General features: G+C 70.2%; 22 protein-coding genes and 4 tRNA genes. 14 read left to right on the top strand and 12 right to left on the bottom strand.

Annotated elements, in window-relative coordinates; genetic code table 11:
- Positions 1 to 8 precede the first annotated feature (8 nt).
- The 3 genes from OG580_RS18965 to OG580_RS18955 form a co-directional block, all read right to left on the bottom strand.
- Entirely contained in the window at positions 9 to 851 is an 843-nt protein-coding gene (locus OG580_RS18965; protein WP_267044858.1) for a cytochrome c biogenesis CcdA family protein, read from the bottom strand.
- Positions 848 to 1,636 (bottom strand): thioredoxin domain-containing protein, encoded by a 789-nt coding sequence (locus OG580_RS18960; protein WP_267044857.1) that lies wholly within the window; start codon positions 1,634 to 1,636, stop codon positions 848 to 850. The genes OG580_RS18965 and OG580_RS18960 overlap by 4 nt, the downstream gene beginning before the upstream one ends.
- Positions 1,637 to 1,698: 62 nt before the next feature.
- Positions 1,699 to 2,058 (bottom strand): hypothetical protein, encoded by a 360-nt coding sequence (locus OG580_RS18955; protein ID WP_267044856.1) that lies wholly within the window; start codon positions 2,056 to 2,058, stop codon positions 1,699 to 1,701.
- A 103-nt stretch (positions 2,059 to 2,161) separates the two neighbouring features.
- Here OG580_RS18955 and hrpA point away from each other — a divergent pair, with 103 nt between their 5' ends.
- The 3 genes from hrpA to OG580_RS36270 all read left to right on the top strand — a co-directional run bounded on the left by hrpA (position 2,162) and on the right by OG580_RS36270 (position 6,719).
- On the top strand, positions 2,162 to 6,124 hold the full coding sequence (gene hrpA, locus OG580_RS18950; RefSeq protein ID WP_267044855.1) for an ATP-dependent RNA helicase HrpA: 3,963 nt from the start codon (positions 2,162 to 2,164) through the stop codon (positions 6,122 to 6,124).
- A gap of 88 nt (positions 6,125 to 6,212) precedes the next feature.
- Positions 6,213 to 6,286: transfer RNA gene (locus OG580_RS18945), tRNA-Asp, on the top strand.
- A 25-nt stretch (positions 6,287 to 6,311) separates the two neighbouring features.
- Positions 6,312 to 6,719 carry a DUF6274 family protein gene (locus tag OG580_RS36270; RefSeq protein ID WP_354006208.1) on the top strand — a complete coding sequence of 136 codons (408 nt, stop codon included), beginning with the start codon at positions 6,312 to 6,314 and terminating at the stop codon, positions 6,717 to 6,719.
- 330 nt (positions 6,720 to 7,049) lie between these two features.
- Here the strand turns inward: OG580_RS36270 and bldC are convergent, their stop codons facing one another.
- Both bldC and OG580_RS18935 read right to left on the bottom strand, forming a co-directional pair.
- The gene (gene bldC, locus OG580_RS18940) at positions 7,050 to 7,256 is read right to left on the bottom strand and encodes a developmental transcriptional regulator BldC (protein ID WP_003949541.1); all 207 of its coding nucleotides are present in this window, start codon (positions 7,254 to 7,256) and stop codon (positions 7,050 to 7,052) included.
- A 578-nt stretch (positions 7,257 to 7,834) separates the two neighbouring features.
- Positions 7,835 to 8,716 (bottom strand): hypothetical protein, encoded by an 882-nt coding sequence (locus OG580_RS18935; RefSeq protein ID WP_267044854.1) that lies wholly within the window; start codon positions 8,714 to 8,716, stop codon positions 7,835 to 7,837.
- A gap of 175 nt (positions 8,717 to 8,891) precedes the next feature.
- On the opposite strand from OG580_RS18935, the gene OG580_RS18930 reads away from it, so the two are divergent.
- Complete coding sequence (locus OG580_RS18930) at positions 8,892 to 9,992, top strand: Glu/Leu/Phe/Val dehydrogenase dimerization domain-containing protein (protein WP_267044853.1); 1,101 nt, start codon at positions 8,892 to 8,894, stop codon at positions 9,990 to 9,992.
- 322 nt (positions 9,993 to 10,314) lie between these two features.
- Positions 10,315 to 10,566, top strand: coding sequence for a DUF3073 domain-containing protein (locus OG580_RS18925; RefSeq protein ID WP_024756846.1), 252 nt, complete (start codon positions 10,315 to 10,317; stop codon positions 10,564 to 10,566).
- 165 nt (positions 10,567 to 10,731) lie between these two features.
- Here the strand turns inward: OG580_RS18925 and purM are convergent, their stop codons facing one another.
- The 4 genes from purM to OG580_RS18905 all read right to left on the bottom strand — a co-directional run bounded on the left by purM (position 10,732) and on the right by OG580_RS18905 (position 15,243).
- Positions 10,732 to 11,811, bottom strand: coding sequence for a phosphoribosylformylglycinamidine cyclo-ligase (purM, locus tag OG580_RS18920; protein ID WP_267044852.1), 1,080 nt, complete (start codon positions 11,809 to 11,811; stop codon positions 10,732 to 10,734).
- 43 nt (positions 11,812 to 11,854) lie between these two features.
- Entirely contained in the window at positions 11,855 to 13,381 is a 1,527-nt protein-coding gene (purF, locus tag OG580_RS18915) for an amidophosphoribosyltransferase (RefSeq protein WP_267044851.1), read from the bottom strand.
- Positions 13,382 to 13,609: 228 nt separating this feature from the next.
- On the bottom strand, positions 13,610 to 14,419 hold the full coding sequence (locus OG580_RS18910) for an META domain-containing protein (RefSeq protein ID WP_267044850.1): 810 nt from the start codon (positions 14,417 to 14,419) through the stop codon (positions 13,610 to 13,612).
- Positions 14,420 to 14,454: 35 nt separating this feature from the next.
- Positions 14,455 to 15,243 carry a maleylpyruvate isomerase family mycothiol-dependent enzyme gene (locus OG580_RS18905; protein ID WP_267044849.1) on the bottom strand — a complete coding sequence of 263 codons (789 nt, stop codon included), beginning with the start codon at positions 15,241 to 15,243 and terminating at the stop codon, positions 14,455 to 14,457.
- A gap of 83 nt (positions 15,244 to 15,326) precedes the next feature.
- Here OG580_RS18905 and OG580_RS18900 point away from each other — a divergent pair, with 83 nt between their 5' ends.
- A complete protein-coding gene (locus OG580_RS18900; RefSeq protein ID WP_267044848.1) occupies positions 15,327 to 15,731 on the top strand; it encodes a nuclear transport factor 2 family protein in 405 nt (134 codons plus the stop codon).
- A gap of 70 nt (positions 15,732 to 15,801) precedes the next feature.
- Here the strand turns inward: OG580_RS18900 and purL are convergent, their stop codons facing one another.
- The 3 genes from purL to purS are packed head-to-tail and all read right to left on the bottom strand — an operon-like array spanning position 15,802 to position 18,973.
- Positions 15,802 to 18,051, bottom strand: coding sequence for a phosphoribosylformylglycinamidine synthase subunit PurL (gene purL, locus OG580_RS18895; protein WP_267044847.1), 2,250 nt, complete (start codon positions 18,049 to 18,051; stop codon positions 15,802 to 15,804).
- Positions 18,051 to 18,731, bottom strand: coding sequence for a phosphoribosylformylglycinamidine synthase subunit PurQ (purQ, locus tag OG580_RS18890; RefSeq protein WP_267044846.1), 681 nt, complete (start codon positions 18,729 to 18,731; stop codon positions 18,051 to 18,053). Before purQ ends, purL begins: the two co-directional genes overlap by 1 nt.
- Complete coding sequence (gene purS, locus OG580_RS18885) at positions 18,728 to 18,973, bottom strand: phosphoribosylformylglycinamidine synthase subunit PurS (RefSeq protein ID WP_015035032.1); 246 nt, start codon at positions 18,971 to 18,973, stop codon at positions 18,728 to 18,730. Before purS ends, purQ begins: the two co-directional genes overlap by 4 nt.
- A gap of 366 nt (positions 18,974 to 19,339) precedes the next feature.
- Between purS and OG580_RS18880 the strand changes: the two genes are divergently transcribed.
- From OG580_RS18880 to OG580_RS18845, 8 genes are all read left to right on the top strand, one after another.
- Positions 19,340 to 19,729: an Lsr2 family protein gene (locus OG580_RS18880; protein ID WP_267044845.1), complete on the top strand. Its 390-nt coding sequence runs from the start codon at positions 19,340 to 19,342 to the stop codon at positions 19,727 to 19,729.
- Between the two features lie 86 nt (positions 19,730 to 19,815).
- A tRNA-Gly gene (locus OG580_RS18875) sits at positions 19,816 to 19,887 on the top strand.
- Between the two features lie 79 nt (positions 19,888 to 19,966).
- A tRNA-Gly gene (locus OG580_RS18870) sits at positions 19,967 to 20,039 on the top strand.
- Between the two features lie 147 nt (positions 20,040 to 20,186).
- Entirely contained in the window at positions 20,187 to 21,116 is a 930-nt protein-coding gene (locus OG580_RS18865) for an ABC transporter ATP-binding protein (RefSeq protein ID WP_267044844.1), read from the top strand.
- Positions 21,113 to 21,877 (top strand): ABC transporter permease, encoded by a 765-nt coding sequence (locus OG580_RS18860; protein WP_267044843.1) that lies wholly within the window; start codon positions 21,113 to 21,115, stop codon positions 21,875 to 21,877. Before OG580_RS18865 ends, OG580_RS18860 begins: the two co-directional genes overlap by 4 nt.
- Positions 21,878 to 21,904: 27 nt before the next feature.
- A complete protein-coding gene (locus tag OG580_RS18855; protein WP_267044842.1) occupies positions 21,905 to 23,188 on the top strand; it encodes a sensor histidine kinase in 1,284 nt (427 codons plus the stop codon).
- A complete protein-coding gene (locus tag OG580_RS18850) occupies positions 23,185 to 23,799 on the top strand; it encodes a response regulator transcription factor (protein WP_267044841.1) in 615 nt (204 codons plus the stop codon). The genes OG580_RS18855 and OG580_RS18850 overlap by 4 nt, the downstream gene beginning before the upstream one ends.
- A 22-nt stretch (positions 23,800 to 23,821) precedes the next feature.
- Positions 23,822 to 23,897: transfer RNA gene (locus OG580_RS18845), tRNA-Gly, on the top strand.
- The last annotated feature ends 34 nt before the right edge of the window (positions 23,898 to 23,931 follow it).

Raw genomic sequence — 23,931 nt, 5'->3', positions numbered from 1 at the left:
TCGTACGGTCACGCCTCCTCGCGCTCCCGCGTACGGCTCCCCCGCCGGCCCCGCAGCGTGAGCGCCACCGCCACCACGGCCACGACCGCGACGAGCAGCGCCCAGTCCGGCACCGCCCGGCCCAGCTCGGCCACCCGCTCCTCCACCGCGAACGACTCGTCCACCGAGAGCAGCCCCGGCAGCGCGGTCGTCCCGTCGAAGACCAGGAAGAGCGTGCCGAGGGCGATGAAGAACAGGCCCGAGAGCAGCGAGGTCGAGTGGAGCGTGAGCGGGCCGACCCGGAGGGGCCGGCCGCGCAGCCAGCGCCGCCGGCCCAGGTCGTACCGCTCCCAGAGCAGCGCGAGGACGAAGAGCGGGACCGCCATGCCCAGCGCGTACACGGCGAGGAGCAGCCCGCCGTACGCCGGGCTGCCGCTCAGCGCCGCCACCGTCAGGACACTGCCCAGGATCGGACCCGCGCAGAAGCCCGCGAGGCCGTAGACCAGACCCAGGGCGTAGACGGAGAGCGCCGACGTGGGCCGGATGCGGCCGCTCGCCTCGGCGATACGGCGGGAGGCGAAGCCCAGGCCGAGGAGCTGGAGGACGCCGAGCCCGATGATCAGCCAGCCCCCGACGGTCACCAGGAGGTCCCGGTGGCCGTAGAAGAACCGGCCCGCGAGGGAACCGGCCGCGCCCAGCGGCACGAGGGTGGTCGCCAGGCCCGCGTAGAGGATCCCGGTCCTGGCGACGAGCTTCGCGCGCGTGTCGATCGAGTACGCGAAGAAGGCGGGCAGGAGCAGGGCGCTGCACGGGCTGAGGAGGGCGAGCAGCCCGCCGAGGAACGCGGCGAAGTAGCCGATGCCGGAGGTCACTGCCCGGCCTTCGTGTCCTTCGTGGCCTTCGTGTCCTTCGCCCCCTCGGCCGCCTTGGCCGCCGCCTCGATGGCCTCGGTGAAGGTCTCCAGCGGCTGCGCGCCCGCGATCGGACGGCCGTTGACCAGGAAGGAGGGGGTGGAGGTCGCGCCGAGCGCGTACCCCTGCTCCTGGTCCTCGCGGACGGCCTCGCGGGCCGCCTTCCCGTCCGTGTCCTTCGCGAAGCGGGCGGCGTCGGGGACGCCCGCCTCCTTCGCGAGGGCCGCGAGCCGGTCCTTCCCGAAGCCCTTCTCCTTGGCCCCCTCGGCGTACGCGGCCTTGTGGAACTCCCAGAACCGGCCCTGCTGCCCGGCCGCCCAGGACGCGCGGGCGACGGCCTCCGACTCCTCGCCGAAGATCGGGAAGTTGCGCCACTCGATGCGCAGGGTGCCGTCCTCCACGTACTTCTTCACGAGGACCGGCTCGGTGTCGCGGGCGAACTTCCCGCAGTAGCCGCACTTGAAGTCGGCGTACTCGATCAGGACGACGGGCGCGTCGGCACGGCCCATCGCCAGCTTGTCGGAGGCGTCGCGGCGGGCGTACGCCTCCAGCTCGGGGTAGACGCCGGCGGACGGGTCTGCGGAGACCTCGGCGACGGCGGAGGAACCGGAGGCGCCGGGGGACGACGGCTTGGTGGCGGTGTACGAGACGACGCCGAGCAGCACGGCGGCGGCCGCCACCCCGGAGACGATCATGACCGGCTTGGACCTGGACGTGGACCTGGACGTGGCCTTGGGCGTGGACATGCGGAAGCGCTCCTGCGGAGGAAGAGGAAAGGAAGGGAGGACGGCGGAGGGCGGCCGCCCGTCTACACCCTCATCAAAATCGACAGCTCCACCGGCGACGGCGGTACCCGCTCGGGCGGCTCCCGTCCCGGCCCGGCGCCCCGTCCGCCCGGCTCCCCGTGCCGGACCGCGCACGGCGTCCGGTCGGCGGCGAGCGCGGGCAGCAGCTCCGCGAAGCCGGAGGCGCGCGGCGGTACGAGGGGACCCGAGGCGCCCACGTCGGCCGCGTGGCCCGGGCCGCAGCCCGGCACGACGGCGGCGGCGACGGCCTTGGTCCCCGGCGGTGCGAGAGGAGCGCTCGTCGCCGTCCCGCACACCAGCAGAGCCAGCACCAGACCCGCCAGCGCGGCGAAGGCCGCCAGGGCGCGGGTGGTGCGGAACATACGAAACCCCTCGGGTCCGGTCGACGTGCCCGAAATAGTACGCACCCCGTGCTCGTAAATGGGTTCGCCGCTTCTCGGCCGCAGGTGCGATCCTGGGGTCCGTATGTCTACTTCCTTCGCCGCCCTCCAGTCCGTCCTGGCCGAGGTCTCGCTGCGGGACTCCCACCGGCTCGGCCGCCGACTCGAAGGCGCCCGCCGCATCCGCAAGCCCGAGGCCCGCGAGGCCGTCCTGGACGAGATCGCCGCAGAGGCGGCCAAGGCCAAGGAGCGCGTCGACGGGCGCGCCTCTCGCGTGCCCGCGATCACGTACCCCGAGCAGCTGCCCGTCTCGCAGAAGAAGGACGAGATCCTGGAGGCGATACGTGACCACCAGGTCGTGATCGTCGCCGGTGAGACGGGTTCCGGTAAGACCACCCAGATCCCGAAGATCCTGCTGGAGCTCGGCCGGGGCGTCCGGGGCATGATCGGGCACACGCAGCCCCGCCGGATCGCCGCCCGCACGGTCGCCGAGCGGGTCGCCGAGGAGCTGCGGACTCCGCTGGGCGAGGCCGTCGGCTGGAAGGTCCGCTTCACCGACCAGGTGAGCCAGGATTCGACCTTCGTGAAGCTGATGACGGACGGCATCCTGCTCGCCGAGATCCAGACGGACCGCGAGCTGCGCGCCTACGACACGATCATCATCGACGAGGCCCACGAGCGGTCGCTCAACATCGACTTCCTGCTCGGCTACCTGGCCCAGCTGCTGCCGAAGCGCCCCGACCTCAAGGTCGTCATCACCTCCGCGACGATCGACCCGGAGCGCTTCTCCCGCCACTTCGGCGAGGCCCCGATCGTCGAGGTCAGCGGCCGTACGTTCCCGGTCGAGGTCCGTTATCGCCCGCTCCTCGAAGAGGACTCCGAGGAGTCGGACCGCGACCAGATCACCGCGATCTGCGAGGCCGTGGACGAGCTCCAGTCCGAGGGACCGGGCGACGTCCTCGTCTTCCTCTCCGGTGAGCGCGAGATCCGGGACACCGCGGACGCGCTCCTGAAGCGGAACCTCCGCAACACCGAGGTCCTCCCCCTCTACGCCCGCCTGTCGCACGCCGAGCAGCACCGCGTCTTCCAGGCCCACTCCGGCCGCCGGATCGTGCTCGCCACGAACGTCGCCGAGACCTCCCTGACCGTCCCCGGCATCAAGTACGTGATCGATCCGGGCACCGCCCGCATCTCCCGCTACTCGCACCGGACCAAGGTCCAGCGCCTGCCGATCGAGGCGGTCAGCCAGGCCAGCGCCAACCAGCGCAAGGGCCGCTGCGGCCGTACGTCCGACGGCATCTGCATCCGCCTGTACTCGGAGGACGACTTCCTGTCGCGTCCGGAGTTCACGGACGCCGAGATCCTCCGGACGAACCTCGCCTCCGTCATCCTCCAGATGACCGCGGCGGGCCTCGGCGACATCGAGAAGTTCCCCTTCATCGACCCGCCGGACCACCGCAACATCCGGGACGGCGTGCAGCTCCTCCAGGAGCTCGGCGCGATCGACCCGGCGGAGAAGGACCCGAAGAAGCGGCTCACCCCGCAGGGCCGCAAGCTCGCCCAGCTGCCCGTGGACCCGCGGCTCGCCCGCATGGTCCTGGAGGCCGACAAGAACGGCTGTGTCCGCGAGGTCATGGTGATCGCGGCCGCGCTCTCCATCCAGGACCCGCGCGAGCGGCCCGCGGAGAAGCAGACGCAGGCCGACCAGCAGCACGCCCGGTTCAAGGACGAGGCGAGCGACTTCTCCGCCTACCTGAACCTGTGGCGGTACGTCCGCGAGCAGCAGAAGGAGCGGGGATCCAGCTCCTTCCGCCGGATGTGCAAGCAGGAGTACCTGAACTTCCTGCGCATCCGGGAGTGGCAGGACATCTACACCCAGCTCCGTACGGTCGCCAAGCAGATGGGCATCCATCTGAACGAGGACGACGCCCCGGAGCAGTCCGTCCACGTCTCGCTCCTCGCCGGCCTTCTCTCCCACATCGGGCTGAAGGACGTGAAGAACGCCGGGGGGGAGGGCGGGAAGAACACAGCGAAGAACGACTACCTGGGTGCCCGCAGCGCCAAGTTCGCGCTCTTCCCCGGTTCCGCGCTCTTCAAGAAGCCCCCGCGCTTCGTCATGTCCGCCGAGCTGGTGGAGACCTCGCGCCTCTGGGCCCGGGTCAACGCCCGGATCGAGCCCGAGTGGATCGAGCCGCTCGCCGAGCACCTCACGAAGAAGACGTACAGCGAGCCGCACTGGGAGAAGGACCAGGCGGCCGTGATGGCCTTCGAGAAGGTGACGCTGTACGGCGTGCCGATCGTCGCCGACCGCAAGGTCAACTACGGCCGGATCGACCCCGAGGTCTCCCGGGACCTGTTCATCCGGAACGCGCTGGTCGAGGGCGACTGGCGGACCCACCACAAGTTCTTCGCGGACAACCGCAAGCTCCTCACCGAGGTCGAGGAGCTGGAGCACCGCGCCCGGCGCCGCGACATCCTCGTCGACGACGAGACGCTCTTCGACTTCTACGACAAGCGCGTCCCCGAGCACGTCGTGTCCGGCGCCCACTTCGACTCCTGGTGGAAGCACAAGCGCCACGACGAACCGGAGTTCCTGGACTTCGAGCGCGAGATGCTCATCAACGAGAAGGCCGCCGGCGTCACCAAGGACGACTATCCGGACTCCTGGCGGCAGGGCCCGCTCAAGTTCCGGGTGACGTACCAGTTCGAGCCCGGCGCGGACGCGGACGGCGTGACCGTCCACGTCCCGCTCCAGGTGCTCAACCAGGTGACGGACGAGGGCTTCGAGTGGCAGATCCCGGGTCTGCGCGGAGAGGTCGTCACGGAGCTGATCCGCTCCCTGCCGAAGCCGATCCGCCGCCACTACGTACCCGCGCCGAACTTCGCGACCCGCTTCCTGGACACGGTCGTCCCCGTGCAGGAGCCACTGGCGGGCGCGCTCGCGCGCGAGCTCCAGCGGATGGTCGGCGTCCCGGTCACGGCCGAGGACTTCGACTGGGCGAAGGTGCCCGAGCACCTCAAGATCACCTTCCGGATCGTCGACGAGCGGCGCCGCAAGCTGGCCGAGGACAAGGACCTGGAGACGCTGCGGCTGCAGCTGCGCCCCAAGGCCCGTAAGGCCCTCTCCCAGGCCGCGGCGGCGGCCACGGGCGGCCCGGACGGCTCCGGCCCGTCCCTGGAGCGTGCGGGGCTCACGGAGTGGACGATCGGCACCCTCACGAAGGTCTTCGAGACCCGTCGGGCGGGCCAGCCGGTCAAGGCGTACCCGGCGCTCGTGGACGAGGGCGCGACCGTCGCCGTACGGCTCTTCGACACGGAGGCCGAGCAGGCGCAGGCGATGTGGCGGGGCACCCGGAAGCTGATCATGCTGAACATCCCGGTGAACCCGGCGAAGTTCGCCTCGGACAAGCTGACCAACCAGCAGAAGCTGGCGCTCTCCAGCAACCCGCACGGCTCGATCCAGGCCCTCTTCGACGACTGCGCCACCGCCGCCGCCGACAAGCTGATCGCGGACCACGGCGGCCCGGCCTGGGACGAGGAGTCCTTCCGGAAGCTGTACGACAAGGTCCGCGCGGACCTCGTGGACACGACGGTACGGACGGTGGGCCAGGTCCAGCAGATCCTGGCGGCCTGGCACGCCTGCGAGCGCCGGATCAAGTCCACCAACAGCCTGGCCCTGATCAACAACCTGACGGACGTGCGCGAGCAGCTGGCCTGGCTGGTGCCGTCGGGCTTCGTCACCCGTACGGGCCTCAAGCGGCTCCCGGACCTGATGCGGTACCTGGTGGCGGTGGACCGGCGGCTCCAGCAGATGCCGACCGGGGTCCAGCGGGACACCACCCGCATGGAGAAGGTCCACGAGATGCTGGACGAGTACGCGTGGCTGCTCGAACAGCTCCCGAAGGGCCGCCCCGTGCCGTCCGAGGTCACCGACATCCGCTGGATGATCGAGGAGCTGCGGGTGAGCTACTTCGCCCATGCTCTGGGCACGGCGCACCCGGTCTCGGACAAGCGGATCGTGAAGGCGATCGACGCGGCGGCGCCCTGACCGTCGGCGATTCCGGCGGCCGGTTCGACCCGACCGCTGACCTGCTGTACAGTCTCTCTCGCAGCCACTTACGAGGGGCTGCGAGCAAGGACCTGTGGAGCAGTTGGTTAGCTCGCCACCCTGTCAAGGTGGAGGTCGCGGGTTCAAGTCCCGTCAGGTTCGCTTTACCGAAGGCCCGCATCGTGAGATGCGGGCCTTCGTCGTGTTCCCGTGTATTGACGGCGCGGGGCGCCCGCCGGTACCCCGGAGTCAGGGAATCGGGGGCCCACACCGGAGGTGGTCGCGCATGGCGGGGGCGTCGGCGGCACGACACGACACGCGCGCGCTGCTGCGCGCCCATCTGGCGGCCGCATCCCGCTACGGACACCTCACACGCCACTGCGTGGTCTGTCATCGCCTCCTGCGGCTCGCCATGGAGCTTCCGGAGCCCGTGGAGCGGGTGGAGCCGCCCGTGGAGCCCAGAGGGCCCGGAGAGCTGCCCACAGGGCCCGCAGAGCCCGCAGAGCCCGCAGAGCCCGCAGAGGGCAACGAGCGTGACGAGGGCGGCGCGGGCGTCGAGCCGGCCCCGGGGGACGAAAGTCCCATCGGTCCGTGACCAACGGCGGGTTGGGGTCGATCCCGCGGGTGGGAGGCTGGTTGTTGGCAAGACTTCGTCAGTGTGACGGGTGTCACTGAAAGAGTTTCAGAAACCGCTTCACTTACACCCCTCCTACACCGACCCCATTTAATATGTGCAATTGCACCACCAACAACAGAGTGGCGCCGGGCACAAAAAAGATCGCGCCAGACCCGGCGGAGTCCAGCGCGATCGTTGACGAAGGCCTGTTGGGGCAGGAATCCGTCGGCAGTACTAGGGGTGGGCGACCGGATTGGGGGATCCGGACAGGCCCGGTGCTACAGGGTGCTGCGGGGTGTTGAGCGAGCTTCAGGCTTCGCTGCGCTGCTGCGGAATACCCGCGAGCAGTGCGCGAACCTCGGCTTCGCGGTATCGGCGATGCCCACCCAGGGTGCGGATGGACGTCAGCTTGCCCGCCTTCGCCCAACGAGTCACCGTCTTAGGGTCCACGCGGAACATCGTGGCAACCTCGGCAGGGGTCAGCAGCGGCTCGGCATCAGGGGTGCGAGCGGTCATGAGCGGCCTCCTCGGGAGAACCGAACCATCTCGGTTCTTTCCTCTAAATTCTGCACCTTGACCCGCGTTGCCCGAAATGGCAGAAGCGGGCCGAGTCGGTTATAGGACGAACGGCTTGTCCTCGGCACTACAACTACACCATCCGTCCAGCCACGTCGGCCAAACCGATGGAATTGCCCTCGCAGGTGTTCATCAGCGGCGGAAGTCGATGGACCATGCCATAACGGACAGTCACGCGCCTGTGACGATCAGTCACAGAGCGATCAGGAGTCCTCAGACCCCCCATAGAGTGCAATGCCGAGCGTTCCGCCCAAAGTTGGACGGAAGGAACCCTCCCCGGACTCCTTGTCCTATTTTGGCACGAGGGTGGGTGATGGACGCAAGGGTGCGTTAAGTGCTGTCCGTCACGCTTGAGCCAAAGGCCCGGATCGGGACCAACGTCCTTCGCCCCGCACGCACCGAAGGAACCGGGTCGGCCGAGAGACCTCCGGAGCCCTCGGGTCCGGATGCCTGAAGATCATTTACCCCAGTCGGACATGTCTTGTCGATGGCGACCTGACGAAGATGCCCGACTGATGTCAATTCGCGCTCTGCAGGTCCCTGATGGCCCGCCAGCGCTCCGCGAGCCGCCCGTACACCTCACCGGCCCGCTCGCCGTCGCCCGCCCGCAGCGCGGCGAGGCCCTCCGACATCTCCGCCGCCGACCGCTCCCCGGCCAGCCACTCCTCCGACACCGCGTGCACCAGGCCGCCGAAGTCCAGCTCCACGAGCGCCCGCGGATGGAACTCCTCCAGCCAGCGCCCCACGTCGACGAGGCCCTCCGTCATCGGTCCCTCGTCGATCGACTCCCGCAGCGCCCGCAGCGCCCGCGCGAGCCGCCGCCGCGCCTGCGCCATCGTCGTCCGGTAGCGCAGCACCGGCGCCCGGCGTGCCCCCGCCGCGCCCTCCGCACCCGCTGCGCCCTGAGGGGCCCCCGCTTCGTACTGCCGGTCCTCGTCCCCGAAGAGCGCGAACCAGCGCAGCGGCACCTGCCAGACCGCCGTGCGGATCCACGGCCGCGCGTCCGGGTTCCGGCTCGACCACCGCTCGTAGTCGCCGGCCACCTGCACGCGCACCACGGGCGGCAGCATCGCGTCGAGCACCGCCTCCGGGTACCCGTCGGTCATCAGCTCCTCCAGGGCCAGCCAGCCCCGCAGCCGCGTCCGCCACGGGCAGATCACCACCACCCCGTCCAGGTGTGCGACGAAGGCCTCCCCGCTCTCGTGGACCGGCACCGGCACCGGGGGCGTCGGCAGCAGGTCGGCGAGCGAGCGCCGCAGCTCCTCCTGCGCCCCGGGAGTCCGGGGCCTGCGGGCGTACCGGGCCCAGTGGCTCCGTTCCGGCTCGGGGAACGCGGCCAGCGGCTCGTACACCCGCAGGTAGGACGCGTAGGGGACGAGGACCGAAGAGGCGACCGTCATGTCGCGAATCCTTCCACGGGGGTACTCCGGGAGGGGGTGTTCCCGAGCGAGAGGGGGTGATCCTGAGCACTGCGGCTGATCTACGCCCAGGTAGGACTTACTCTCTTGCCGAACTGGTCCTCCCCCACCCATAGGGAGGGCCGAAACCGCCGCTTCGTACTTGGGAGTCACCACCGTGACCGATGTGACCGGCGTTCCTGTCGTTCCCGCAGACGTGCTGCACACCTTGTTCCATTCGGAGCAGGGTGGCCACGAGCAAGTCGTGCTCTGCCAGGACCGTGCCACCGGCCTCAAGGCCGTCATCGCCATCCACTCCACCGCCCTGGGCCCGGCCCTCGGCGGGACCCGCTTCTACCCGTACGCCACCGAGGCCGAGGCGATCGCCGACGCGCTCAACCTCTCGCGCGGCATGTCGTACAAGAACGCCATGGCCGGCCTCGACCACGGCGGCGGCAAGGCCGTCATCATCGGGGACCCGGAGAAGATCAAGACGGACGAGCTGCTGCTCGCCTACGGCCGCATGGTGGCCTCCCTCGCCGGCCGCTACGTGACGGCCTGCGACGTCGGCACCTACGTCGCCGACATGGACGTCGTCGCCCGCGAGAACCGGTGGACCACCGGCCGCTCCCCCGAGAACGGCGGCGCCGGCGACTCCTCCGTCCTCACCGCCTTCGGTGTCTTCCAGGGAATGCGCGCCTCCGCGCAGACCCTCTGGGGCGACCCGACCCTGCGCGGCCGCAAGGTCGGTGTCGCGGGCGTCGGCAAGGTCGGCCACTACCTCGTCGAGCACCTCCTGGAGGACGGCGCCGAGGTCGTGATCACCGATGTGCGCGAGGAGTCGGTGCGCCGGATCACCGACAAGTACCCGCAGGTGACCGTCGTCGCCGACACGGACGCGCTGATCCGCGTCGAGGGCCTGGACGTCTACGCGCCCTGTGCGCTCGGCGGCGCCCTGAACGACGAGACCGTGCCCGTCCTCACCGCGAAGATCGTCTGCGGTGCGGCCAACAACCAGCTCGCGCACCCCGGTGTCGAGAAGGACCTGTCGGACCGCGGGATCCTCTACGCGCCCGACTACGTGGTCAACGCCGGTGGCGTGATCCAGGTCGCCGACGAGCTGCACGGCTTCGACTTCGACCGGTGCAAGACGAAGGCCACGAAGATCTTCGACACCACGCTGGCCATATTCGCACGTGCGAAGGCGGACGGAATTCCGCCGGCCGCCGCGGCCGACCGGATCGCCGAGCAGCGGATGGCGGAGGCCCTGCGCGCCTGAGCCCGCCGGGTTTGCACGGAGGGCCGCCCCGCCGCCGGGGAGGCATCGAGGAGACGCCGGGGGCACCTCGGCGAGACTTCGCTCACGCCCCTCGGCGGGTCGGCCCTCAAGAAGAGGTTAAAATCGCGATTGACCAGCGAGGAAAGGGCTCCTCGAAGGTTCTGTACCGAGGTATGTGATGCGCACGGCGTACCGTAGACCCGAGGAAACAGGTACCGTTGAAGCCCTACGGGCCGGTCTCTCTTTCGAGAGTCCGTTCCGAATCATGAACGCGTGTCAAGACTCTGGGGTCATCGAGCCCCGTCACCGAGGGGGTCGAGCCATGGGGCGCGGCCGGGCAAAGGCCAAGCAGACCAAGGTCGCCCGCCAGCTGAAGTACAGCAGCGGCGGGACTGACCTGTCGCGTCTGGCCAATGAGCTGGGCGCTTCGACTTCGAACCAGCCGCCGAATGGCGAGCCGTTCGAGGACGACGACGAGGAAGACGACCCGTACGCGCAGTACGCGTCTCTCTACGACGACGAGGACGAGGACGAGGACGACGAGTCCGGTCCGTCGTCCCCACGTCGCGCTTGACCTTCTGAATCACAGAAACCCGGTCCGGTACAACCGGCCGGGTTTCCGTGCTGTCCGCGCACACCCCTGGGGGTACGCGGGGACGAGACCGTACGGGAACGGCCCGGCAGCAGCCCCTGAGGGGCGCTGCCGGGCCGCTGCCGTATGCCTGCGTCCGGGACCGCTCTACTTCGCGTAGTCCCCGACCAGCTCCGCGCCGGTGGTGTGCGCGCCGCGCTCGGTGATCTCGCCCGCGACCCACGCCTCGACCCCGCGGTCCGCGAGGGTCGTCAGGGCCGCGTCCACGGAGTCGGCCGGCACGACGGCCATCATGCCGACGCCCATGTTCAGGGTCTTCTCCAGCTCCAGGCGCTCCACCTGACCGGCCTTGCCGACCAGGTCGAAGATCGCGCCGGGGGTCCAGGTGGAGCGGTCGACCGTGGCGTGCAGGCCGTCCGGGATCACCCGGGCCAGGTTGGCGGCGAGACCGCCGCCCGTGATGTGGCTGTACGCGTGGACGTCCGTGGTCCTGGTGAGGGCCAGGCAGTCCAGCGAGTAGATCTTGGTGGGCTCCAGGAGCTCCTCGCCGAGGGTCCGGCCGAGCTCCTCGACACGCTGGTCCAGGGTCATGCCGGCGCGGTCGAAGACCACGTGCCGGACGAGCGAGTACCCGTTGGAGTGAAGACCCGAGGAGGCCATGGCGATGACCGCGTCCCCCGTACGGATGCGATCGGCGCCGAGCAGCCGGTCGTACTCCACGACACCCGTGCCGGCGCCGGCGACGTCGAAGTCGTCCGGGCCGAGGAGACCCGGGTGCTCCGCGGTCTCGCCGCCGACGAGGGCGCAGCCGGCGAGGACGCAGCCCTCGGCGATGCCCTTGACGATGGCGGCGACCCGCTCCGGGTGGACCTTGCCGACGCAGATGTAGTCGGTCATGAAGAGCGGCTCGGCGCCGCAGACGACGATGTCGTCCATGACCATCGCGACCAGGTCGTGGCCGATGGTGTCGTACACGCCCATCTGGCGGGCGATGTCGACCTTCGTGCCGACGCCGTCGGTCGCGGAGGCGAGCAGCGGCCGCTCGTAGCGCTTGAGGGCGGAGGCGTCGAAGAGGCCGGCGAAACCGCCGAGGCCACCAAGGACCTCGGCGCGCTGCGTCTTCTTCACCCACTCCTTCATGAGCTCGACGGCGCGGTCGCCCGCCTCGATGTCGACGCCCGCGCTCGCGTAGCTGGCGCCGCTTCCGGCACTGGTGGACTCAGACATGCTGAAGAACTTTCGTGTCGTACTGCGGGGTTGCAGCGGGGTCTTACGGGCGACGCAGGGCGTCGGCGGCCGCGGTGGCGGCCGGGCCGGCGGCCAGCTCGGTCTCCAGGAGCTGCTTGCCGAGGAGCTCGGGGTCCGGGAGCTCCATCGGGTACTCGCCGTCGAAGCAGGCACGGCAGAGGTTCGGCTTCTGGATGGTGGTCGCCTCGATCATCCCCTCCAGGGAGATGTACGAGAGCGAGTCCGCCCCGAGCGACTTGCCGATCTCCTCGATCGACATGCCGTTGGCGATCAGCTCCGCGCGGGTGGCGAAGTCGATGCCGAAGAAGCAGGGCCACTTCACCGGCGGGGAGGAGATCCGGATGTGGATCTCGGCCGCACCGGCCTCGCGGAGCATCCGGACCAGCGCGCGCTGGGTGTTGCCGCGGACGATCGAGTCGTCGACGACCACCAGGCGCTTGCCCTTGATGACTTCCTTGAGCGGGTTCAGCTTCAGCCGGATGCCCAGCTGGCGGATGGTCTGCGAGGGCTGGATGAAGGTGCGCCCGACGTAGGCGTTCTTCACCAGGCCGGCACCGAAGGGGATGCCCGAGGCCTCGGCGTAGCCGATGGCCGCCGGGGTGCCGGACTCCGGAGTCGCTATCACCAGGTCGGCGTCGACCGGCGCCTCCTTCGCGAGACGGCGGCCCATCTCCACGCGGGAGAGGTAGACGTTCCGTCCGGCGATGTCGGTGTCGGGGCGAGCCAGGTACACGTACTCGAAGACACAGCCCTTGGGCTTCGCTTCCGCGAATCGCGAGGTACGCATGCCGTTCTCGTCGATCGCGATCATCTCGCCCGGCTCGACCTCGCGGACGTAGCTGGCGCCGCAGATGTCGAGGGCGGCGGACTCCGACGCGACCACCCAGCCGCGCTCGAGACGGCCGAGGACCAGCGGGCGGATGCCCTGCGGGTCACGGGCCGCGTAGAGCGTGTGCTCGTCCATGAAGACGAGGGAGAAGGCGCCCCGGACGTCGGGGAGGATCTTCGCGGCGGCCTGCTCGATGGTGAGCGGCTCGCCGTCCTCGTCGACCTGGGCCGCGAGAAGCGCGGTGAGCAGGTCGGTGTCGTTGGTGGCGGCCACTCGGGTCGAGCGGCCTTCCTTCTTGGGAAGGTCGGCGACCATCTCGGCGAGACGGGCCGTGTTCACCAGGTTGCCGTTGTGGCCGAGCGCGATCGAGCCGTGGGCGGTTGCCCTGAACGTCGGCTGCGCGTTCTCCCACACGGAGGCCCCGGTGGTCGAGTAGCGGGCGTGACCGACCGCGATATGACCTTGGAGGGAGCCGAGAGAGGTCTCGTCGAAGACCTGGGACACGAGGCCCATGTCCTTGAAGACGAGGATCTGGGAGCCGTTGCTAACCGCGATACCCGCGGATTCCTGGCCCCGATGCTGGAGGGCGTAGAGCCCGAAGTACGTGAGCTTTGCGACCTCTTCACCCGGAGCCCAGACACCGAAGACGCCACAAGCGTCCTGGGGGCCTTTCTCTCCGGGGAGCAAGTCGTGATTGAGTCGACCGTCACCACGTGGCACGTTTCCGAGTGTAGTCGGGCTCGACCACTGGTCCGAATTGGAGAAAACCCGGGTCCCCGCCGTTCGTGCGATCGCACGAAATGATCATCTCTGGCTTGGAGGGGCCTACGAAGCAGGTGCGCGAAGGGATTCCGCCCCCGGGGCCCTCATGAGCGGACGCTCGTACCAGGCGCCGGGGCCCCCCGCGATGTGACGGAGTGCACCTTCTTTCGAGTTCTTCCGAGGGCGCTACCCCGCCGCCGTGGCCGTGAGGCCCTCGCCCGAGGGGTCGGTGAGGGTCAGGGTGCGGTGGTCGAGACGGTAGGTGAGCGGGCCGTCGAGGAGCTCGTACAGCTTCGTCTCCAGCTGCATCTCCGGACTCGTGCACATCATGCGCGTGGTCGCGGCCGGGCCTTCGACCGTGAGGGTGGTGCCTTCGACCCGGGCAGTCGCGGAGAAGTTGTTGCAGCCCAGGTTGCCGGTGACCCGGCCGTCCTCGCCGAGGGTGAAGCGCGCCTTGCTCCCGCTGCCGGCGGGCAGCGAGGCGGCCGTCCCGCCGGAGACGAGGGAGTCGACCTTCCAGGTGGTGCCGCGCAGCGGGGCGCCGGGCTCCGAGGTCAGTTCCAGGCCGTTCCGGCCGTCGCCCGAGGCGAGGGTGAACCGCTCCCCCTTGATCGTGCCCTTCAGCGGGCCCGAGAAGGCCTTGACCAGCTCCTTCTCGAAGCGCTCCCGGTCGCCGGGGCAGCCGATCTCGGTGATCTCGTCCTGGGTGACGGTGAGGGTGTCACCGTTCACGGCGACGGTCGCGCCGAAGTGGTTGCAGCCGGTGTTCCCCTGGGCGCGGCCGTTCTCCTTGAACTCGACGCGGGCGGCGGCGGGAGCGGCCGACCTGCGGCCGTCGACCGTCACCGCGTCGATCGTCCAGTGCGTACCGCTGACGGGCAGGCCGGGGTCGACGGTCCCGGCCGGCGCGGCGCCTGGACCCTGCTCCGTACCGCAGGCGGTGAGCAGCAGCAGGAGCGGGACCAGGGCGGTGAGGGCGGCGCGTGGCTTCGGCATGGAGGTGGGACGGGCGGGCCGCTGCGCCGGTTCCCCTAGGAGAGGACCGGGAGCACGTCGCTCAGGTCCGCGCGTTCGCCGCTCGCGCTCACGCGGGCGGCCTCCTTCTCCGTCGCCCACTCCGCGCGCCCGGTCGCGAGCCTGATCCAGGTCAGCGGGTCCGTCTCGACGACGTTGGGCGGGGTGCCCCGGGTGTGCCGGGGGCCCTCCACGCACTGCACGACCGCGAACGGCGGGATCCGCACCTCGACGGCGCCGCCGGGGGCCTTCGCCGCGAGGGCGTCGGCGAGCAGCCGGGTGCAGGCGGCGAGAGCCTGCCGGTCGTACGGGATGCCGGCGCCGGTCGCCGCGTTCAGGTCGTCGGTGTGGACGACCATCTCGACGGTCCGGGTGACCAGGAAGTCGGCGAGGGTCATGGCGCCGAGCCTGGCCGCGACCAGTCGTCCGTCGGCGGCGCCCGCGACCCGCTCCTCGTACAGGGCGGCCGTCCGCTCGTACAGACCGGGAAGGTCGCTCGTGTCGATCGCGCGGGTGTCCTCGTCGATCCGCGCCGCGGCCGTGGCGGTGGCCAGGGGCCAGTCGGCGAGGGCGAGTTCCTGTCGCGCGGGCTCGGGCTCGCCCAGGTGCCGCGCGGTGGCCCCCATGGCCATCGTCACGTGGGCCACCAGCTCCCGAACGGTCCACTCCCCCAGCCGGGTCGGCCCGGCGAGCTGCTCGGGCGTGAGCGCCACCACCCCGTCCCGCAGGTTCCGGAACTGCGCGAGCACGGCGGCCCGGGTCTTGGCGGAATCGTAGCGGCGAGGGCGGTTCTTGGCCGGTGGCATGGGGGCGAGGGTAGCCGGAGACTGGAGAGGAGAGGGAAGGCTTTTCGCAGACACCCGACGCGTACGAGAGGGGTCGAGCAGCCATGACCGAGCACCCTGACATCGCCTTGGTCCGCCGGGGCTTCGAGGCGTGGACCCGAGGAGACATGGAGACCGTCGGCACCCTGATGACGGCGGACTGTACGCACCACTCGCCCGGCGAAAGCCAGATATCCGGGCACTTCAAGGGCCGCGACAACATCCTCGCCATGTACGGAAAGATGTTCGAGCTCACCGGCGGCAAGATGCAGGTGCAGCTCGACAGCGTCTCCGTCGACGGCCGCGGCCACGCCGTGGCGGCGAACACGTTCTTCGCCGAGCGCGGTGACCGGGGCATCGAGATGAAGGGCGCGCTGATCTTCACGATCATGGGCGGCAAGATCACCGACATCGACGAGTGCGTCGAGGACATCGCGCAGTCCGACGCCTTCTGGGGCCAGGCCGAGTAACGCCCCCGGGAACGACGAAGCCCCCGCCAGGACCCGAAGGTCCCGACGGGGGCTCCCGTACGACCGACTATCAGGCCAGCAGGGCCGGAATCGTCGCCTCGTGGGCCGTGCGCAGCTCCTCGAGGGAGAGCGCGAACTCGCCCTGGACGTCCACGGCGTCGCCGTCGACGACACCGATCCGGGTCGCCGGCAGACCCCGCGCACCGCACATGTCGGTGAAGCGGAGCTCCTCGCTGCGCGGGACGGCGACGACCGCACGGCCGGCCGACTCGCTGAAGAGGAACGTGAAGGCGTCCAGGCCCTCGGGGACGACCAGGCGCGCGCCGTTCCCGCCGCGCAGGCAGGACTCGACGACCGCCTGCACGAGACCGCCGTCGGACAGGTCGTGCGCCGCGTCGATCATGCCGTCGCGGGAGGCCGAGATCAGGATGTCGCCGAGCAGCTTCTCCCGGTCCAGGTCCACCGCCGGCGGCATGCCGCCGAGGTGCTGGTGGATGACCTCGGACCAGGCCGAGCCACCGAACTCCTCACGCGTGTCGCCGAGCAGGTAGAGGAGCTGGCCCTCTTCCGCGAAGGCGATCGGCGTACGGCGGTTGACGTCGTCGATCACACCGAGCACGGCCACGACCGGCGTCGGGTGGATCGCGGTCTCGCCCGTCTGGTTGTAGAGCGAGACGTTGCCGCCGGTGACCGGGGTGCCCAGCTGCAGGCAGCCGTCCGCGAGACCACGGGTGGCCTCGGCGAACTGCCACATCACGGCCGGGTCCTCGGGCGAACCGAAGTTCAGGCAGTCCGAGATGGCGAGCGGCTTGGCACCGGAGGCGGCGACATTGCGGTACGCCTCCGCCAGCGCGAGCTGCGCACCCGTGTACGGGTCGAGCTTCGCGTACCGGCCGTTGCCGTCGGTCGCCATGGCCACGCCGAGGTTGGTCTCCTCGTCGATGCGGACCATGCCGGCGTCCTCGGGCTGCGCCAGGACCGTGTTGCCCTGCACGAACCGGTCGTACTGGTCCGTGATCCAGGACTTCGAGGCCTGGTTCGGGGAGGAGACGAGCCTCAGGACCTGGTCCTTGAGCTCGGCGCCGTCCTGCGGCCGGGGCAGCTTGCCGGCGTCGTCGGCCTGGAGCGCGTCCTGCCAGTCCGGGCGCGCGAACGGCCGGTGGTAGGTCGGGCCCTCGTGGGCGACGGAGCGCGGCGGCACGTCGACGATCTGCTCGCCGTGCCAGAAGATCTCCAGGCGCTCGCCCTCGGTCACCTCACCGATGACGGTGGCGATGACGTCCCACTTCTCGCAGATCTCCAGGAAGCGGTCGACGTGCTGCGGCTCGACGATCGCGCACATGCGCTCCTGCGACTCGCTCATGAGGATTTCCTCGGGCGAGAGCGTCGCGTCGCGCAGGTGGACCTTCTCGAGGTCGACGTGCATGCCGCCGGAACCGGCGGAGGCCAGCTCGGACGTGGCGCAGGAGAGCCCGGCGCCGCCGAGGTCCTGGATGCCCGCGACCAGCTTCTCCTTGAAGATCTCCAGGGTGCACTCGATGAGGAGCTTCTCCTGGAAGGGGTCGCCGACCTGGACGGCGGGGCGCTTGGTGGGCTTGGTGTCGTCGAAGGTCTCGGACGCGAGGACCGAGACGCCGCCGATGCCGTCGCCACCCGTACGGGCGCCGTAGAGGATGACCTTGTTGCCGGGGCCGGAGGCCTGGGCGAGGTGGATGTCCTCGTGCTTCATCACGCCGATGCAGCCGGCGTTGACCAGCGGGTTGCCCTGGTAGCAGGAGTCGAAGACGACCTCGCCACCGATGTTCGGCAGGCCGAGGCAGTTGCCGTAGCCGCCGATGCCGGCGACGACACCGGGCAGCACGCGCTTGGTGTCGGGGTGGTCGGCGGCGCCGAAGCGCAGCGGGTCGACGACCGCGATCGGGCGGGCGCCCATGGCGAGGATGTCGCGGACGATGCCGCCGATACCGGTGGCCGCGCCCTGGTAGGGCTCGATGTACGAGGGGTGGTTGTGCGACTCGACCTTGAAGGTGACCGCGTACCCCTGGCCCACGTCGACGACGCCGGCGTTCTCGCCGATGCCGACGAGCATGGCGTCGTTCTCCGGGACCTTCTCGCCGAACTGCTTCAGGTGGACCTTGCTGCTCTTGTAGGAGCAGTGCTCGGACCACATGACGGAGTACATGGCGAGCTCGGCGCCGGTGGGACGGCGGCCCAGGATCTCGCGGATGCGCGCGTACTCGTCCTCCTTGAGGCCGAGCTCCTTCCAGGGCTGCTCGCTGTCCGGCGTCTCGCTCGCGTGCTTGACGGTGTCGAGGCTCATCAGGCGTTGACCAGCTTCTTGAGGATCGAGGTGAAGAAACCGAGGCCGTCCGTCTTGCCGGTGCCGATCAGCGGCTCGACGGCGTGCTCCGGGTGCGGCATGAGGCCGACCACGTTGCCCGCGGCGTTGGTGATGCCCGCGATGTCGCGCAGCGAGCCGTTGGGGTTGACGTCCAGGTAGCGGAAGGCCACCCGCCCCTCGGCCTCGAGCTCGTCGAGCACGCGCTCGTCGGCGACGTACCGGCCGTCCATGTTCTTGAGCGGGACCTCGATCTCCTGGCCCCGCTCGTAGTCGGACGTCCAGGCGGTCTCCGCGTTCTCCACCCGCAGCTTCTGGTCGCGGCAGATGAAGTGGAGGTGGTTGTTGCGCAGCATCGCGCCCGGCAGCAGATGAGCCTCGGTGAGGATCTGGAAGCCGTTGCAGATACCGAGGACCGGCATGCCGGCCTTGGCCTGCTCGATGATGCTCTCCATCACCGGCGAGAAGCGGGAGATGGCTCCGGCCCGCAGGTAGTCGCCATAGGAGAAGCCGCCGGCCAGGACCACGGCGTCGACCTGCTTGAGGTCCTTGTCGCGGTGCCAGAGCGAGACGGGCTCGGCGCCCGCCAGGCGGGCGGCACGCAGCGCGTCCTGGTCGTCGAGGGTTCCGGGGAACGTGACGACGCCGATGCGTGCGGTCACGACTCCACCTTCACGACGAAGTCTTCGATCACGGTGTTTGCAAGGAAGGTTTCGGCCATCTCATGGATGCGGGCGAGGGCGGCGTCGTCGACCGGCCCCTCCACCTCCAGCTCGAAGCGCTTCCCCTGACGGACGTCGGCGATTCCGGCGAATCCCAGGCGGGGCAGTGCACGCTGCACCGCCTGCCCCTGAGGGTCGAGGATCTCCGGCTTGAGCATGACGTCGACTACGACGCGTGCCACTGGCACTCCCGGTGGTGTGTTGCGTGGGCGGTTCCCTCAGCGTACCTGCCTCCAAATTCTACGCGGGTAGAGATCTGAAGGATCCTCCAAAGAGACCGTGAACGGACCACGAACGGACCGCGAACGCCACCACACCCCACACGCACATCCGCGCGCAAAATTCCACTGAAATATTGCGCGTCCCAATCCGCCGGGACACGCTGAAACAATTGCCGGGGCTTCACAATGCGACGCCTACCGCTGTACAAAGGAATGCAGAGGAAAGCAGCATTGTCCCGGCACAGCCGAACGGTCGGCATCGCCGCACGTCAGAGGCGCCACAAGCGACCTCGCGACCCCGGCGGCCGCAGGAAAGGACCGATATCCGTGGCTCAGCGTGTGGTGGTCACTCTCTCCGACGACATCGACGGCGGAGAAGCTGCTGAGACGGTCGCGTTCGGCCTCGACGGGAAGATGTACGAGATCGACCTGAATGCTGCCAATGCAAAGAAACTCCGCAAGGCCCTCGCCCCCTACCTCGCCGCCGGCCGCAAGCAGTCGGCCTCGGCCAGGGGCGGATCGGCGGCCGGAAGCGGAGCCGGATTCGGAGCGGGGACCGGGTCCGCCCGACGGCCCATGGCCGAGTCCTACACCCACACCGCGCTCGCGCCCGACGCGGCGGCGGTCCGCGCCTGGGCCCAGTCCAACAAGATGGACGTGCCCGCCCGCGGCCGCATCCCGAAGCGGGTCTACGAAGCCTTCAGGGCCGCCGGCTGAGCCGATTTGCGTTCCACCCCCGATGATCCGCTAGAGTCTGGAACACGCCGAGGGGCGAGGCCGCAGGGCCGAACCTCACGCAGCGTGCGGGTGTAGTTCAGTAGCAGAACATCCCCCTTCCAGGGGGAAGGCGCAGTGTGCAATTCCTGTCACCCGCTCTGCATCGCCTTACCAAGCACTCCGGTGCATCAGGTAGAGTGGTGCTCGCGCCGCCCAGTGAAAGCTGGTCGGAGGCATGCGGACGTGGCTCAGTTGGTAGAGCATCACCTTGCCAAGGTGAGGGTCGCGAGTTCGAATCTCGTCGTCCGCTCAGGAAGTCGAAGGCCCCGGTTCTCACGAACCGGGGCCTTCGTCGTGTCCCCGGACGTCGTCACGCCGTGAAGCCCATGACATTTGTCAGAAGCCGCGATGACAGCGCGCACTGCCGGACGGCCCCGGCCGGCGGAAGCCTGGACACATGACCAACGCGATCGAAGCGGAAGGCCTGCGCCGCCGCTACTCCGGCGGCTTCGAGGCCGTGCGGGGCGTCTCCTTCACCGTCCCCCGCGGCGAGATCTTCGCCCTCCTCGGCACCAACGGCGCCGGCAAGACCTCCACCGTCGAACTCCTGGAGGGCCTCACCGCCCCCAGCGCCGGAACCGCCCGCGTCCTCGGCCACGACCCGTACCGCGAGCGGACCGCAGTCCGCCCCCGCATCGGTGTGATGCTCCAGGAGGGCGGCTTCCCCGGCGATCTGACCGTGGCCGAGACCGTACGGATGTGGGCGGGCTGCACCACCGGCGCCCGGCCCGCCGGCGAGGCACTGGAGGCCGTCGGACTCGGCTCCCGCGACCGGGTCCGGATCAAGCAGCTCTCCGGCGGCGAACGGCGGCGCCTCGACCTCGCCCTCGCGCTCCTCGGCCGGCCCGAGGTCCTCTTCCTCGACGAACCGACCACCGGCCTCGACGCGGAAGGGCGGCACGACACCTGGGAACTGGTGCGGGCGCTGCGCGACGAGGGGACGACCGTGCTCCTCACCACGCACTACCTGGAAGAGGCCGAGTCCCTGGCCGACCGGCTCGCGATCATGCACCAGGGGCGAATCGCACTCTCCGGCACCCCGTCCGAGGTCACCGCCGCCCAGCCCGCCCGGATCCGCTTCACCCTCCCCGAGGGAGTCGCGCCCGCCCGGCTGCCGCTCACGCTGAAGGCCGCCGCTCAGGGCCGGCGCGTGGAGATCCGAACGCACGCGTTGCAGGACGCGCTCGGCGAACTCCTCGGCTGGGCCCGCGAGGCGGGCGTACGGCTCGACGGGCTCGACGCCCGCTCGGCCACTCTCGAAGAGGCCTTCCTGGAGATCGCCTCCCGCGCCGAAGCCCTGGACCTGGACCTGGAGACCGCCCGATGAACGCGACCGCACGCCGGATGACCTCGCTCGGACGGGCCGAACTCACGCTCCTCGGGCGGAACAAGAACAATCTCTTCATCGCCCTCCTCATGCCGCTGATGATGATCTTCGCGCTGCGGTCCTCGCTCGGGCAGATGAGTTCGGACGAGCTGCCCGGCGGCATGGCGGGGACCACCGTCATCGGCGGGACGGGTCTTGTCCTCGTCCTCGTCGTCTACATGGGCCTCGTCTCCGCCCTCGTGGCCCGGCGCGAGGAACTCGTCCTCAAGCGGCTGCGCACGGGCGAGGCGACCGACCTGGAGATCCTCGGCGGCGCCGCGCTCCCGTCCGCCGCCATCGCGCTCGTCCAGTGCGCCGTCCTCGCCGTCGGCGGCGTCCTCGTCCTCGACGTCCCCGCGCCCCAGCGGCCGGACCTGCTCGTGCTCGGCCTGCTCGCCGCGATCCTGCTGCTCGCCGGACTGGCGGCCGCGACCACCGCCATCACGCGGAACGTCGAGAGCGCGGGCCTCACCACCCTGCCGTTCTTCCTGATCTCGGCCATGGGATCGGGGCTGATGGTCCCGGTCGACGTCCTTCCGGACCCGGCCGCGAACATCGCCCGGCTGCTGCCGCTCAGCGGGGTCATGGAGTTCGTCCGGGCCGGGTGGCTCGGCGCCGGCGACACCAAGGACCTCGTGACCGCCGCGCTCACCACGCTGGCCTGGGGCGTCCTCACCGTGTTTGCTGTCCGCAGGTGGTTCCGCTGGGAACCTCGCCGGTGAATCAGGGACAAAAAGGGGGCCGGTCGCGTGTCCAGGCTGACGGGGTGGTGGAGCGGGCGCGGCAGTGCGGCCAAGGTCGAGCTGTACACCCGGTGGAGCTTCCACTTCTTCCTGGTGATCGAGATCGCCGCCATCGGCCTGGTACCGGTCTCGAACTCCCGGTACAACCCGCTCGTCACCCCGCTCGGGCTCGCGCTGACGCTGCTGGTCTGCGCGCACGCCGTGCTGAACGCCGTGCTCTCCTCACGCGCCCTGGACTGGGCCCTGGACCGGCGTGACCGGCCGGTCAGGCTCGCGACCGCGCTGGTCCTCCTGACCGCGAGCGGTTCACTGACGGTGCTCGCGCTGCGGGCCACGGGCGTGCTGGACGACCCCTCGATCGTCGCCGCCGTCGTCACCGGCCTGGTCACCTTCACCATGGGCGGCCTCGTGCTCTGCGCGCGCCGGCCACGGCGCATGCTGTACGTCGTCCCGGCGGCCGGGCTCGCGACCGGGACCGCGGTCGTGGCGATGGGCATCCACCCGGGCGAAGGCCTCGGCTACGCGATCGGGATCACCCTGAGCGGTGGCGGCCTCGCCGCCGCCTGCGGCTTCTCCGCCTGGCTGATGAAGATCGTCTGGGAGCTGGAGCGCTCCCGGGACGTGCAGGCCCGGCTCGCGGTCGCCGAGGAGCGGCTGCGGTTCGGGCGGGACCTGCACGACATCCTCGGCCGGAACCTGTCCGTGATCGCCCTCAAGAGCGAGCTCGCCGTGCAGCTCGCACGGCGCGAACGCCCCGAGGCCGTGGACCAGATGATCGAGGTGCAGCGCATCGCGCGGGAGTCCCAGCGGGAAGTGCGGGACGTCGTACGCGGCTACCGCAAGGCGGACCTGCGGGTGGAGCTGGAGGGCGCGCGAGGGGTCCTCGACGCGGCCGGGATCGACTGCGCGGTCGACTCCCCCTTCGACTCGCCCTTGAGCTCCCCTTTGGGCTCCCCCTTGGGCTCCCCCGGCCTGCTCCTGCCCGACGAGGTGCAGGCGGCGCTCGGCTGGGTGGTCCGGGAGACCACGACGAACGTACTCCGGCACGGGGACGCGCGGCACTGCGCGATCGCCGTCCGCGAAGAGGAGGGTGCCGTGCTGCTGAGGGTGGAGAACGACGGGGTCACGGGGGACACGAGCTCCTCGCCGTCCGGGCCCGGTTCGGGGCTCGCCGGGCTTCGGGAGCGGCTCGCGGCCGTCGGCGGGACCCTGGAGGCCGGACCGGGCGACGGTGGCACGTTCCGGGTGACGGCCCGGGTCCCCGTGCCCCGTACGGAGGTGACCGGGTGACCTCGCCCGTACGTCTCCTGCTCGCCGACGACGAGCATCTGATCCGCGGCGCGCTCGCCGCCCTGCTCGGTCTGGAGGACGACCTCGTCGTCGTCGCCGAGGCCGCGACCGGACCCGAGGCGCTCGCCATGGCCCGCGCCCACCGGCCCGACGTCGCCGTCCTCGATCTGCAGATGCCGGGCGCGGACGGTGTGACGGTCGCCACGCTCCTGAGGGACGAACTGCCCGACTGCCGCACCATGATCGTGACCGGTCACGGCCGGCCCGGGCACCTCAAGCGGGCCCTCTCCGCCGGCGTCCGCGGCTTCGTCCCGAAGACGGTCAGCGCCCAGCGGCTCGCCGAGATCATCCGTACCGTGCATGCCGGAAACCGTTACGTGGACCCGGAGTTGGCCTCCGACGCCATCGCCGCGGGGGACTCCCCGCTGACCGCCCGGGAGGCCGAAGTGCTCGAACTCTCCGCCGACGGAGCGCCCGTCGCGGAGATCGCCCGGCGGGCCTCGCTCTCTCCCGGGACCGTCCGGAACTACCTCTCCTCGGCCGCCGCGAAGCTCGGCGCCGAGAACCGGCACACGGCGGTGCGTCTCGCACAGGCGAAAGGATGGGTATAGTTAGCCCCGCGCTACGGCGCATGCGGACGTGGCTCAGTTGGTAGAGCATCACCTTGCCAAGGTGAGGGTCGCGAGTTCGAATCTCGTCGTCCGCTCCATGAAGAAGCCCCCCGGTCGATCCGACCGGGGGGC

Origin of the sequence: Streptomyces sp. NBC_00094, assembly GCF_026343125.1 — a bacterium.
In the GTDB taxonomy this organism is placed as follows: Bacteria; Actinomycetota; Actinomycetes; order Streptomycetales; family Streptomycetaceae; genus Streptomyces.
This window is presented reverse-complemented; position numbering and strand designations above follow the sequence as displayed.